The 13,519-nt window shown below is 64.1% G+C and carries 8 protein-coding genes and 2 tRNA genes; 7 read left to right on the top strand and 3 right to left on the bottom strand.

Annotation, left to right across the window (positions count from 1 at the left end):
• The first annotated feature begins 205 nt into the window (after positions 1-205).
• Positions 206-1,960: an aa3-type cytochrome oxidase subunit I gene (gene ctaD / locus AC4D2W_RS16060; RefSeq protein ID WP_490927914.1), complete on the top strand. Its 1,755-nt coding sequence runs from the start codon at positions 206-208 to the stop codon at positions 1,958-1,960.
• Positions 1,961-2,061: 101 nt separating this feature from the next.
• Here the strand turns inward: ctaD and AC4D2W_RS16055 are convergent, their stop codons facing one another.
• Positions 2,062-6,576, bottom strand: a complete 4,515-nt coding sequence (locus AC4D2W_RS16055; RefSeq protein ID WP_490927913.1) for an ExeM/NucH family extracellular endonuclease — start codon at positions 6,574-6,576, stop codon at positions 2,062-2,064.
• Between the two features lie 317 nt (positions 6,577-6,893).
• Positions 6,894-6,981, bottom strand: a tRNA-Ser gene (locus AC4D2W_RS16050).
• Positions 6,982-7,044: 63 nt separating this feature from the next.
• On the opposite strand from AC4D2W_RS16050, the gene AC4D2W_RS16045 reads away from it, so the two are divergent.
• From AC4D2W_RS16045 to AC4D2W_RS16020, 6 genes are all read left to right on the top strand, one after another.
• The gene (locus AC4D2W_RS16045; protein WP_490927912.1) at positions 7,045-8,022 is read left to right on the top strand and encodes an NAD(P)H-quinone oxidoreductase; all 978 of its coding nucleotides are present in this window, start codon (positions 7,045-7,047) and stop codon (positions 8,020-8,022) included.
• Positions 8,023-8,249: 227 nt separating this feature from the next.
• A complete protein-coding gene (locus tag AC4D2W_RS16040; RefSeq protein ID WP_490927911.1) occupies positions 8,250-10,541 on the top strand; it encodes a carbon starvation CstA family protein in 2,292 nt (763 codons plus the stop codon).
• Complete coding sequence (locus tag AC4D2W_RS16035; protein ID WP_490927910.1) at positions 10,538-10,735, top strand: YbdD/YjiX family protein; 198 nt, start codon at positions 10,538-10,540, stop codon at positions 10,733-10,735. Before AC4D2W_RS16040 ends, AC4D2W_RS16035 begins: the two co-directional genes overlap by 4 nt.
• 390 nt (positions 10,736-11,125) lie before the next feature.
• Positions 11,126-11,893 (top strand): bacterial proteasome activator family protein, encoded by a 768-nt coding sequence (locus AC4D2W_RS16030; protein ID WP_490927909.1) that lies wholly within the window; start codon positions 11,126-11,128, stop codon positions 11,891-11,893.
• 5 nt (positions 11,894-11,898) lie between these two features.
• Positions 11,899-12,372: a hypothetical protein gene (locus AC4D2W_RS16025; RefSeq protein WP_490927908.1), complete on the top strand. Its 474-nt coding sequence runs from the start codon at positions 11,899-11,901 to the stop codon at positions 12,370-12,372.
• A 103-nt stretch (positions 12,373-12,475) separates the two neighbouring features.
• Complete coding sequence (locus AC4D2W_RS16020) at positions 12,476-13,312, top strand: aldo/keto reductase (protein WP_490927907.1); 837 nt, start codon at positions 12,476-12,478, stop codon at positions 13,310-13,312.
• Positions 13,313-13,391: 79 nt separating this feature from the next.
• Here AC4D2W_RS16020 and AC4D2W_RS16015 read toward each other — a convergent pair.
• Positions 13,392-13,467: transfer RNA gene (locus AC4D2W_RS16015), tRNA-Thr, on the bottom strand.
• Between the last annotated feature and the right edge of the window lie 52 nt (positions 13,468-13,519).

Here is a 13,519-nt window from a genome sequence, read left to right as displayed (position 1 = left end):
CCGGGTTCAACCGGAGCATCCGCTGTTTCATTCCCGGTGTGCGTTGAGATGCGCTGAGACACCTGTGGCCGGAGGAGGCAGAAAGGGGGCGTTAGCCTCTGGACGGGGGTGAAAGCGGAGCCCTACGATACAAGACACGACGCCCTCTTCCGGGGACCGCCGAAAGCACAGTGTTCTGGCCTATGCACCCAAGGGATGGCATTGCATGTCGACGCTTAAGTACTCCACCGATGAATCCGGAACTTTCGTACCGCCGCGCGTCGTGCCCCTCTCCAAGGGCCGGATTGTGGTCAACTGGCTGACCTCAACGGATCACAAGACGATCGGCTACATGTACCTGATCGCCTCCTTCACGTTCTTCTGCCTCGGCGGAGTGATGGCGCTGGTGATCCGTGCGGAACTCTTTGAGCCGGGGATGCAGATCCTGCAGACCAAGGAACAGTACAACCAGCTGTTCACCATGCACGGCACAGTGATGCTGCTGATGTTTGCCACACCGCTGTTTGCCGGATTCGCCAACATCATCATGCCGCTGCAAATCGGTGCTCCCGACGTTTCCTTCCCGCGGCTGAACGCCCTGGCCTTCTGGTTCTTCCTCTTCGGCAGCACCATTGCGGTGAGCGGATTCATCACTCCCCAGGGGGCGGCATCGTTTGGCTGGACGGCCTACGCACCGCTGTCCGACGCCACGTTCTCACCCGGCATCGGCGGGGATCTGTGGGTGTTCGGACTGGCGCTGTCCGGATTCGGAACCATTCTCGGGTCGGTCAACTTCATCACCACCATCATCTGCCTGCGTGCTCCGGGCATGACCATGTGGCGGATGCCGATCTTCACCTGGAACACCCTCGTGACGGCCATCCTGGTCCTCATGGCCTTCCCGCCCCTGGCGGCAGCGCTGTTCGCGCTGGGCGCGGACCGGCGGTTCGGAGCCCACATCTTCGATGTGGACCGCGGCGGGTCCATTCTGTGGCAGCACCTGTTCTGGTTCTTCGGCCACCCCGAGGTGTACATCATCGCGCTGCCGTTCTTCGGCATCATCTCCGAGATCCTTCCGGTCTTCAGCCGCAAACCCATCTTTGGCTACAAAGGACTGGTTTTTGCCACCATCGCCATCGCAGCCCTGTCGGTGACCGTGTGGGCGCACCACATGTATGTCACCGGTGCGGTGATGCAGTCCTTCTTCGCCTTCATGACCATGCTGATTGCGGTGCCCACCGGTGTGAAGTTCTTCAATTGGATCGGAACCATGTGGCGGGGCTCCATCACCTTTGAGACCCCCATGCTGTGGGCCGTCGGCTTCCTCATCACCTTCCTGTTTGGTGGACTGACGGGCATCATCCTGGCTTCGCCGCCGCTGGATTACCAGGTGTCGGACACCTACTTTGTGGTGGCGCACTTCCACTACGTGGTGTTCGGAACCGTGGTGTTCGCCATGTTTGCCGGCTTCTACTTCTGGTGGCCCAAATTCACCGGAAAGATGCTCAACGAACGGCTTGGCAAAATTCACTTCTGGATGCTGTTCATCGGCTTCCACGGCACGTTCCTGATCCAGCACTGGCTCGGGGTGAGCGGCATGCCCCGCCGGTATGCGGATTACCTGCCGGAGGACAACTTCACCGGGATGAACCAGCTGTCCACCGTTTTCTCGATGCTCCTGGGTGCTTCGATGATTCCGTTCTTCTGGAACGTCTACATCACCTGGCGGCGGGGGCGGAAGGTGGGGGTTGACGATCCCTGGGGCTTTGGATGTTCGCTGGAGTGGGCCACGTCCTGCCCGCCGCCGCGGCACAACTTCACGTCGCTGCCGCGCATCCGTTCCGAGCGTCCCGCCCTGGACCTGCATCATCCGGAGCTGAAACCGCGGGCCAACGAGGAAACGGACAACCCGATGGTCAAAGTCTTCGGCGCAGCGGACATGGGAAGCGAGAAACCCAACGACCCGGATCCGCGCGACTAGCGGGACCTCCCCGGCACGGAAAAGCGGCGCCGCCCGGACCAAGTGTCCGGACGGCGCCGCTTTTTGCATGCTCGGGTCTGTCCTGCTCGAGCCGCTGCCGGTTAGCCTCGGCTGTACAGGCAGCTCACGTACTTGGCCCAGTCAACGGCGTACCGCAGCCAGCCCCGCAGATCCCACCAGTGCTGCGGCGGAACCGGAGCGGTGCACACCGGAGCCGGCGGAACCGTAGGAGCGGCCTCCACCGTGACCGGGTGGGACACAGTGGTTCCGGACGGATCGGCGGTAAGCACCAAGGTGCCCGGGCCGGAGGCCGACGACGGAAGGGTGACGTTGACCGTTGCCGTGCCGCCGGCCACCGCTGCGGTGCCCAGCGCCGTGGCGGTGCCGGAGCTGTTCACCCAGCTGGCGGCGAGTGCGGTGTTTGCCGGGCTGCCCAGTGAGGTCAGATCAAGGCCGGACACCGTGAAGGACGCTGCTGCTCCGGCCTTCACTGTCACCGGAGCGCCCTTCACAATGACACCCTGGCGGGCGAAGTCCGGGGAGAGCGGGCTGTTGGCCTTGATGTAGCTGATCCACGCATCGCGGTCCACCAGTCCCGTATCCCGGGTGTTGGTTCCTTCAGAGAAGACGGTGAAGTTGTCGCCGCCCTGGGCCAGGAAGCTGAAGGTGCCCACCCGGTAGTCGCGGGCCGGATCCATGGCGGCACCGTTGATGGTGACGGTCTGGATGCGGGAGCCGCGCGGCTGGTCGGGATCGTAGGTGTAGGTGATGTTGTCGGACAGGCCCAGCGCCAGGAAGGCACGCGAGCTTCCCTCGGGCTGCCACTGCTGTTCCAGCATCGTCTTGAGCTGGGCGCCGGTGAGCGTGGTGGTCCAGAGGTTGTTCACGAACGGCAGCACGGCGTTGGCTTCCGCGTAGGTGATCACGCCGTCGTCGCCGTAGTACAGCTCGGCCCGCAGCCCGCCGGGGTTGGTGACGCCAATTTCGGCGCCGCCGCGCTCAGCGGAGGAGAGGGTGCTCAGCAGCGAATCGGCCACCAGATTGCCCAGCGTGGATTCCGAGCTGCGGTCATCGCGGACGGTGCCGTTGAACGCCGTCGTGATGTCAGCAGTGACCGAGCCGACCGGCTGGTTGCCGATCTCGGCGGCGGAGGCCAGCGCTGCATCCACAATGGACTTGACCTTTGCCACTGCCGGGTAGGCGGCGACGAGTGAGTCGGCGCTCGCGGTGGTCCGCGGAACGTTCGTGGCCGTGTAGGACAGGACTTCATCCGTTGCCGGGTTGTAGTCCAAGTTGATCTGGCCGATGAACTCGCCGTAGGAGCCTGTCTGCAGCACCGGGCGGGTCTTGCCGCCGGCGCCGGGAACGGGGGCATCCCAGGCGTACTGCTTATGGGTGTGGCCGGTGTAGATGGCGTCCACCAGTGCGGTGGTGCCGGTGACAATGTCGGCAAATGCGCCGCCGTCGGCCAGTTCGGCCTCCAGCGTGGCACCGTCCGGGGTGCCGCTGCCGGCGCCCTCATGATACTCGGCGATGATCACGTCAACGTCACCCTCCGACTGGAGGCGTTCAGCCACGCGGTTCACGGCTTCCACCGGATCCCCGAACTCCAGCTCGGCGATTCCGCCGGGGCTGACCAGCGCGGACGTTTCTTCGGTGATGGCGCCGATGACAGCCACTGAGACACCGTCGACGTCCAGGACCGTGTACTCATCCAGTGCCGGGGTGGTGGTGCCCTTCAGATAAACGTTCGCGCCCAGGTACGGGAAATCCGCAGCCGGATCAACGCGGTCCCGAAGGTCCGTGAACCCGGCGTCGAACTCATGGTTGCCCACTGCGGAGGCCCGCAGCCCCAGCGCGTTCAGAACATCAAGGGTCGGAACATCCTGCTGCACCGAGGAGGCGAACAGTGAGGCGCCGATGTTGTCCCCCGCGGAGAGGAACAGCGAGCTGCCCTCGGGTGCGGCGGCCTTGAGCTGTTCAACGGTTCCGGCGAAATTCACGGTGTTCGCGTCGATGCGGCCGTGGAAATCGTTGATGTTCAGCAGGTTGAGTTCTTTGGTTTCGGTACCGGCCGGCGTGAGGTCCAAGCCGACGATGATCGGATCGTGGTCCGAGGAACGGTACGGATCCGGCGCGTAATAGTTGGTGGCATTGGTGTTGTACCGGCTGTATTCCAGGGCCACCGACTCCACGGAGTTGATGTTCCAGATGTCAGCACCGGTGACGGCTTCGGCCGCCGCCGGAGAGGCCATGATGTGGTCCAGTGAACCAACCAGGCCGCTGTAGGCGTAGGAGTGCTTTCCTGTTGCCTTGCCCAGATCCACGTAACCGGCATCAACCAGGGTGGTCATGGGATCTTCGGCGGAGTAGGCGTTGAAGTCACCCAGCAGGAAGACCTTGTCGGTTCCGGCAGCCTTGGCGGTGCTGTCCGCAAAAGCGGCCAGTGCCTGTGCCTGCCGGACACGGTCGGCATTCCAGCCGCCCTGTCCGGTGTCCGCATTTTCTCCGGTCGCCGGGGCAGAGCCCTTGGACTTGAAGTGGTTGCTGATGGCCAGGATGGTGGAGCCGGCGTCGCCGTTGACAGGCTTGAACGCCTGCGCCAGCGGTTCACGGGCATTGGAGAACACGGATTCATCGTTGAGAATCACGGATTCGCCAACCGGTTCTGCTGCAGCCGTACGGAAGATGAAGGCCGTCCGGATGACGTCTTCGGCGTCGGGCAGTGCGGCGGGGGAGCGCACGTAGTCCCAGGTTCCCGGTGCTGCCTCGTTCAGGGCTGCGGTCAGGTTGGCCAGGGCCTCGTCGCGGTCCTTGCCGAACACCGCCGAGTTTTCCACCTCCATCAGGGAGACGACGTCAGCGCCCAGGGCGTTGATGGCGGACACGATCTTGGCCTGCTGGCGCTCCAGGTTCTCCGGGTTCGCGGCACCGCGGGCATCGCATCCGCCGCGCACGGTCAACGGAGCCCCGGTGCGGTCATTGTTGTAGGTGCAGCCGGTCAGGTCCGCGCCGGTGGTGCTGAAGTAGTTCAGCACGTTGAAGGAGGCGAGCTTGAGGTTTCCGCCCACGCTTTCGGGTGCTGCGGTGCGGGTGGCTTCGAACGACGCCGGGGTAATCTCGGCAGCGTTGGCGGCAGTAAGCGCAGTCAGCGGCTGAAACTTCCAGGCGCTGTTGCGGTAGTCCAGGATGACGCCGGTGGTGAAGGCGGCGGCGGCGCCGACGCGTACCGGGTTGTCCAGCGTCAGGTACGGCAGGGGAGTGCCCTGGTTGGCGGCACTGAGGAAGTTGATGCTGGCGCCGTCGTCGAGCTTGACGGCGCGCGCAGCGTTGTCGGCGACGACGGCGGCGTGCTCGAGGGTGCCGACGGCGGCCACCGCGGTGGGCTGGACCAGGGGTGTTTCACCGGCAGCCAGTCCGATTTCCGCGTACTGGTTCAACGAGTAGTTGTCGGTGACGGTAAAGCTGCCCTGCGGTGCCAGCAGCATGCCTTCCAGCGCTTCGCGTTCGGCGTCGGTGGCCGGCCAGGCGACGGCGGCCGGCTTGACCTCCTCGGCAGGCTCATCGAGCTTGGCCAGGTTGCCGGCGGAGACAGTGAGCTGGGTGAGGCCGAAGTATTCGCCGACCGTGCCGGTGACTTCCACGTAGTCGCCGGCGGCCACGGAGGCTGCGGTGTCGGCGGAGAAGACAAAAATGCCGTCGGAGGCGGTGTGGGTGGCCGGATCCAGGGTGCCGCCGGTGCCGGGGGTCTGGATGTAGTACCCGTTGAACCCGCCGGTGGGGTAAACCCCGGTGACCTTGCCGCGGGTGGTGACGGTTTGTCCCGTCAGCGGGCTGGCGTCGCCGGAGCCCTGGATCTCGGCGATCGGAACCGCTCCGGCCGGAGGCTCTGCAGGTGCAGTGGGCGAGGGCGTGGGGGTGGGTGTGGGCGTTGGTGTGGGGACCGGCTCGGTGGGAGCCGTGCCGCCCGTTCCGGTGGGGGTGACGTCAGCGCTCAGCACGAAGTCGGCGGAGTTGTTGTTGGTGTCAGCAAAGCCGTTGCGGTTCAGGGACTTCGGATCACTGTTGCCGGCCGGAGCTTGTGCTGCTGCGGTTTCAAAGGTGTTGGAAGTTCCGTAGCCCAGCAGGTCCACCACGCCGGGCGCAGCGGTGACCGAACCGACGGGCAGGGGATCCACTCGGGTGGCCTGGTTGGACAGGATCAGGGTGCCGCCTGCGCCGCCGAAGCTGGCGCCAACGGTGGCGTCTGCTGCCGGGAGGGGAGCGCCGGTGGTGCCGTTGGACGCGCCGGACACCAGATAGTAGCCCCCGGCCGGGATGGACCCGGAGAGCGCACCGATGCCGGTGGGAGCCGCCGTCGAGCCGGCCGCACGGTACTGCAGCGACCAGCCCTCCAGGCTCACGTCCGATGAGGTGGGGTTGTACAGTTCCACGAATTTGTTGGCGAACGGCGCGTTTGCGCTGCCGCCGCTCAGGTAGGCCTCATTAATGATGATGCCGGGGGCAACAGCGGCAGTGCTGTCTTGTGCGTAGGCCGGTAGCGCCGTGATGGGCGCTGCCAGCAGTCCGGCTGAGAGGGTGGTTCCCAGCGCGGCCTTCCAGAATGTTGGGCTCATGCCTCTTGCTCCTTGGCCAGCCGGGATGCCAGCTGACGGTAGTGGCCGCCGCGAGCGGCGCCGAGGGGGGTGTAACGCGTGTGACGCACGTAATACTAAGTGGTCTGCGTTACAAATGGGTGACACGCCGGTGGAGTGCAGGGAAACGGGGCGGAGATGCCGCTGATCGGGAGCCCGGATTGCACGGAAATGCGAGTCTTGGGGCCGAACCCGGGGCGCCGGAATAACTGAGGCCGGCTCGAAGTTATCTGTGCTCGGGGAAGAGCTCGGGCAGCAAAAAAGCGGCCCCTGTAAAGGGACCGCTTTCTTCATTTGCGCGGAAGGTAAGGGATTCGAACCCTTGGTACGGGGTTACCGCACACTGGTTTTCAAGACCAGCTCCATCGGCCGCTCGGACAACCTTCCCCCTAGTAGTCTGGCAGACAGGTGCATTTCACCAAAATTCGATCAATCTCCGTGGAGGACAAAATGAGAGCGATTGTCATTGATACGCCCGGCGGCCCGGAAGCCCTGCAGGTGCAGGACGTCCCCGCGCCAGTGCCCGGACCCGGAGAAATCCTGATCGATGTGGCCGCAGCAGGCCTCAACCGCGCTGACGTGCTGCAGCGCCAGGGGCACTACCCGGTTCCGGCCGGAGCCTCCGAATATCCCGGACTTGAAGTGTCCGGGCGGGTCGCCGCCGTGGGAGCCGGAGTTGAAGGGTTCTCCGTGGGAGCCGACGTCGTCGCCCTCCTGACCGGCGGCGGTTACGCCGACCAGGTGAACGTCCCGGCCGGACAGGTCCTGCCCGTCCCGGCCGGGATGGATCTGGTCACGGCAGCGTCCCTGCCGGAAACCGCGGCTACGGTCTTCTCCAACCTCTTCATGGCTGCCGGAGTCACCGAGGGAGACCATGTCCTGATCCACGGCGGTGCCGGCGGCATCGGCACCATGGCGATTCAGATGGTGGCAGCCTTTGGCGCCGTGCCCATGGTGACGGCCGGGTCGGATGAGAAGCTGGAACTGGCGCGCTCCCTGGGTGCGGAAATCCTGATTAATTACAAGACCGAGGATTTTGTGGCGCGGGTGCATGAACTCACCGACGGGCGCGGAGCGGACGTCATCCTGGACGTCATCGGAGCGAAGTATCTGCAGCGCAACCTCGACGCACTCGCAGTTTCCGGGCGGCTGGTCATCATTGGCCTGCAGGGCGGCGCCACGGCGGAAATCAACCTCAACCAGCTGATGAGCAAGCGGCTGGCAGTCATTGGAACCACGCTGCGCGCCCGCCCCACTGAGGAAAAGGCGGCCATCATGCAGGCGGTCCAGCAGTACGTCTGGCCGCTGATTGTTGCAGGCAAGATCCGCCCGCTGGTTGATCGGACATTCCCGCTGGCTGAAGCGGCAGCAGCCCATGAATACTTTGACTCAGGCCGGCACACAGGAAAAATCCTGCTGACAACCTGATCCGGGGTTTTCGTGCAGGCTAGTAATTTGTAAAGGCGAGTAATTTGCCCCGGCGGGTAATTTGAACAGGCCGGTGACCGAGTAACGGTCACCGGCCTGTTTCGCGTTTTGTGGAGTGTGTCACAGGGCACTGCTAACCTCGATGGCAAGAGTGCGGAATCTTCCGGCTCCCGGCCGGTTCACTACCGGCTCCTCCACGCCGTTACCGCAAACAAAGGGAATTTCCCATGAGTGAGAATCGCCGGCGCAGGGCCGCGCCCGGACAGCCCCAGGACGCAAACGTCCTGCTGCAGGACCCGGATCTTCCGCCGGTAGCGGTCGATCCCGAAGTAATCGAAGCCGAAGACCGCCGCTGGACGCCCCTGAAGATTGCCGTTTGGGTCGGCATCGCCCTGCTGGGAGGCGTCAGCTGGTTCATGCTGGCCCTGGTCCGCGGGGAAACCGTCAACGCCATCTGGTTTGTCTTCGCCGCGGTGTGCACCTACTTCATTGCCTACCGCTTCTACTCCAAATTCATTGAACGCAAACTCCTGCAGCCCAATGACCGCCGCGCCACCCCGGCAGAGTACAAGGCCGACGGCAAGGACTACGCAGCCACGGACCGCCGCGTGCTGTACGGACACCACTTCGCCGCCATCGCCGGCGCCGGCCCGCTGGTGGGCCCGGTCCTCGCGGCCCAGATGGGATACCTGCCCGGCACCATCTGGATCATCATCGGCGTCGTCTTCGCCGGTGCCGTCCAGGATTATCTGGTCATGTTCTTCTCCATGCGCCGCGGCGGCCGGTCGCTGGGCCAGATGGCCCGGGAGGAGCTCGGCCGCGTCGGCGGCACTGCAGCCCTGGTTGCCACCCTGGCCATCATGATCATCATTGTGGCCATCCTGGCCCTGGTGGTCGTCAACGCCCTGGCGGAAAGCCCCTGGGGCGTTTTCTCCGTGGGCATGACCATTCCCATCGCGCTGTTCATGGGCGTGTATCTGCGCTTCCTGCGCCCCGGCAAGGTCACCGAAGTTTCGATCATCGGATTCATCCTGCTGCTGGCGGCCATCATCGGCGGCGGCGTCATTGCCGACACGGCGCTGGGCGACTTCCTCACCCTGGACAAGACCGTCATCGCCTGGGGCATCATCATCTACGGGTTCATTGCCGCAGTGCTCCCCGTCTGGCTGCTGCTCGCCCCGCGCGACTACCTCTCCACCTTCATGAAGGTGGGGACCATCGTGATGCTGGCCCTGGCCATCATCATCGTCCGCCCCGACATCACCGTGCCGGCAATCAGCGAATTCGCGTCCGCGGACAACGGCCCCGTGGTGGCCGGACCGCTGTTCCCGTTCCTGTTTGTCACCATTGCCTGCGGTGCCCTCTCCGGATTCCACGCCCTCATCGCTTCCGGCACCACGCCGAAGATGATCGAGAAGGAACGCCAGACCCGGTTCATTGGTTACGGCGGCATGCTGATGGAGTCCTTCGTGGCCATCATGGCCCTGGTGGCGGCAATCTCCATTGACCGCGGCATCTACTTCGCCATGAACTCCTCGGCGGCAGCCACCGGCGGCACCGTGGAAGGCGCCGTCGCCTTCGTCAACAGCTTGGGCCTGGCCGGCGTGAACCTGACCCCGGACATGCTCACCACCATGGCCTCCAACGTGGGCGAGGACTCGATCGTTTCGCGCACCGGCGGAGCGCCCACCCTCGCAGTGGGCCTGGCGCAGATCATGCACAGCCTCATCGGCGGAACTTCGATGATGGCCTTCTGGTACCACTTCGCGATCATGTTCGAAGCGCTGTTCATCCTCACCGCAGTGGACGCAGGCACCCGCGTGGCCCGGTTCATGCTTCAGGATTCCATCGGCAACTTCATCCCCAAGTTCCGGGACACGTCCTGGCGCACGGGAGCATGGATTTGTACTGCCGTCATGGTGGGAGGTTGGGGTTCGATCCTGATCATGGGGGTCACGGACCCGCTGGGCGGCATCAACACCCTGTTCCCGCTCTTCGGCATTGCCAACCAGCTGCTGGCGGCTATTGCGCTGGCCATCTGCCTGGCCATCCTGGCCAAGAAGAACGTCTTCAAGTACATCTGGATTGTGGTCCTTCCGCTGGCCTTCGCCTCCGTGGTGACCATCACGGCGTCCATGTACAAGATCTTCTCCTCCGTTCCGGCAGTGGGCTACTGGGCCCAGCACAACGCCTTCAAGGCGGCCCTGGAACGCGGCGAAACGAGTTTTGGCACCGCCAAGACCGTGGCGGCCATGGAAGCGGTGGTTCGGAACACCTTCATCCAGGGCACGCTGTCCATCGTGTTTGTGACGCTGGCGATCATTGTCATCATCGCCGCAGTGATTGCGAGCATCCATTCCTACCGTTCCGGCGGTTCCCGCAGCGCCGAAGATCCGGCCGTTCCGTCAAGGATGTTTGCCCCGGCGGGCTTCCTGGCCACTCCGGCGGAAAAGGAAATCCAGGCACAGTGGGATGCGCTGCCGGCAGACAAGTTGGTTGTCCGCAAGGCCCACTCATGAGCACGGCCGGCGTGAAACAGGGCCTGAGTGGATTCGTGCGGTTTTTCCGCGACGTTATGGGGGAGGACGCCTACCGGAAGTATGTTTCCTTCCATCAGTCCTCGGGATGCGCGGGACCATTGCTGACCGAGCGCGAGTTCTGGAAGGACAAAATGGATCGCCAGGACGCCAACCCGGAGGGCCGCTGCTGCTAGCGGCAAGCCCCTTTCCGGGACGGCCTGCGTAACGGCTTTCGACCGGCCGCTGGCTCCGGAGAACGACGGCGGCACCTGCTGTGGGTGCCGCCGTCGTCGTTTGTCCGCCTCGGCAAATCCTGCCCGACAGCTGGCCCGTCCCCGCGCCCGTCCCCGGGCCTGCCGCCGCGTCCTATGAGCCCGCTGAGTCCTGCGAGCCCGCTGAGCCGTCCGAACTGGCTGAGCCCTCTGTGTCGCCGTGTTGCAGGGCATTGAGCCGCAGTCCCGGACCGGCCTACGGTAAGGAGGGAGACGTCAAAAGGCCGAGGAGCTGCCGCAATTTGAGCGCAAGAAGAGCTGTAAAGCTGACCCTCCCCCGGCATTGGAGCCCAAGCATGAGAGCATTAACGCATGACTGAAGAGAACGGATCCGCCGACCGGCCGGATACGGCGCCCGCGCCCGGTTCCGAGGATTCATCAGACGCCAACAAGGCCGGCGGCGGTCCGGAAACCCCGTCCAGCAATCCTCCGGTGGGCAACTCTGCCGCGAATCCGGGATCTGCCCAGGGTCCTGCAGTGAACGGTACGGGTGGGTCTGAGGGGGTTGTAAGCCACGCCTGCAACCAGGGTTCCGGAGACTCGGAAGCCGCAGTCCGCAGCGGGGAGAGTTCCAGCCCCGCCAAGCTGCGTGAACTGGTGGACGAGCCCGCCAAGGTAATGCGCATCGGCACCATGATTAAGCAGCTTCTGGAAGAAGTCCGGAACGCGCCCTTGGACGACGCCGCCCGCAACCGCCTGGCGGAAATCCATGAGCGGTCCCTGCATGAGCTCGAAGACGGTCTGGCTCCGGAACTGGTGGAGGAACTGCACCGGATCAACCTGCCCTTCGTGGATGAAACCGTCCCCACGGATGCTGAACTTCGCATCGCCCAGGCCCAGCTGGTTGGTTGGCTGGAAGGACTGTTCCGGGGGATCCAAACTGCCATCGCCGCCCAGCAGACAGCCAATCAGCAGCTGGCCTCACGCCTGCAGCTGCGCCAGCTGCCGCCGGGCACCGTCCTGGCCCCCGGGGTCATCATCGGCGAGAACGGCGAGCCGCGCCGTGCTGATGCCCCCGCCTCCGGACGACCCGCTTCAACCCGCTCCGAACCGCACGCCGGTCCCGGTCAATACCTGTAGGACAAATGGCATTATTTGCAGCCGCCCGGCAGGGGCGCAAGGACGATACACAGCTCGGCAAAGGCGTGTGGCGCAGAGCCCACGACCGTTTCACCCGTGGACTGGACCGTTACCACCAGATGTTGGAGGGCGTGGAGGATGACGCCGTCTACAACGAACTCGTGACCGTGGCCAACCAGCTGGCGGAGCTGCTGCCGCGCGTGCGCGAAGTGTGCATGAGCGCGCACCGCCGTCTGCCCAGCAACGGCCAGGACATCCCCGGTGCGCTGATATCAGTGCACCGGGCCCTTTCACGCAGTGGAAACTCACTCGCTGCCACTGCGGAAGCTGCCGCCATGTCCCGCCTGGAAGGCGAACGCTGGGGCTTCGCCTCCGCCGGCCTGGAAAACGTCCATCGGCGCGCGCAGCTGGTGGCAGAGGACATTCTGGAGGCCGAGCGGGCCCTCAAAGCTGCTGTCACCGGTCCGGCTGGTTCCTGAAAATAGTTTGGTAATTCGGGAATAGGCCCGGCAGTTTTTTCGCGGGCAGCATAGAGGCGTCATTCAATGCGGAGTACTGCCGGTCATTTGCAAGGATAGGCAAATGACTACATCTCCGCTTGTGACATTCAATGACGGCAACACCATTCCCCAGCTCGGCTACGGCGTGTGGCAGGTTGAAGACGAGGTTGCCGAGAAGGTTGTCGGCCAGGCCTTCGAGGTTGGCTACCGGCACATCGATACCGCCAAGATCTACGGCAATGAAGCCGGCGTCGGCCGCGCCATCGCCGCCACCTCCGTTCCCCGCGAGGATATGTTCATCACCACCAAGGTGTGGAACGCGGACCAGGGCTACGAAGAGACCCTGAAGGCTTTCGACGCCTCCATGGAGCGCCTCGGCCTGGAAACCTTGGATCTGTACCTGATCCACTGGCTCCAGCCGAAGCAGAACAAGTACGTGGACACCTGGAAGGCCCTGATTGAGCTGCAGAAGTCCGGCCGCGTAAAGTCCATCGGCGTCTGCAACTTCACCGTAGAGGCGCTGCAGGAAATCATCGACGCCACCGGCGTTGTTCCGGTTCTGAACCAGGTGGAAACCCACCCGTACCTGAACCAGTCCGAACTGCGCGCCTTCGAGGCCAAGCACAACATCCTGCACGAGTCCTGGTCCCCCCTGGGCTCGGGCAAGGGCCTGCTGGAAGACCCCAAGCTGGTGGAGATCGCTGCGAAGTACGACGGCGCCACGCCGGCCCAGGTGGTCATCGCCTGGCACCTGGCACTGGGCAACATCGTGATCCCCAAGTCCGTGACCGAGTCGCGGATCAAGGAAAACTGGGAATCCCTGGACCTCAAGCTCTCCGACGAGGACATTGAGGCCATCAACGCACTGGATAACGGCACGCGTTACGGCGCCGATCCGGCTACGGCTGACTTCGCCTAAAAATTTCCAGGCCTTCCCCGAGGCCGTCGAGGAGAAACGCAAAAACCCCTGGAAACTGAGTTTCCAGGGGTTTTTGCTGTGGAGCCTCCTGCCAGAATCGAACTGGCGACCTTCTCATTACGAGTGAGACGCTCTACCAACTGAGCTAAGGAGGCGGGCTTCAGCTGTCCGCTAACGGCCAGAATCCACAAGGAACTACTTTATATG

It is taken from the genome of Arthrobacter sp. TJ-58 (assembly GCF_058269295.1).
The sequence above is the reverse complement of the archived record's forward strand: the minus strand, read 5'-3'. Positions and strand labels throughout refer to the sequence as shown.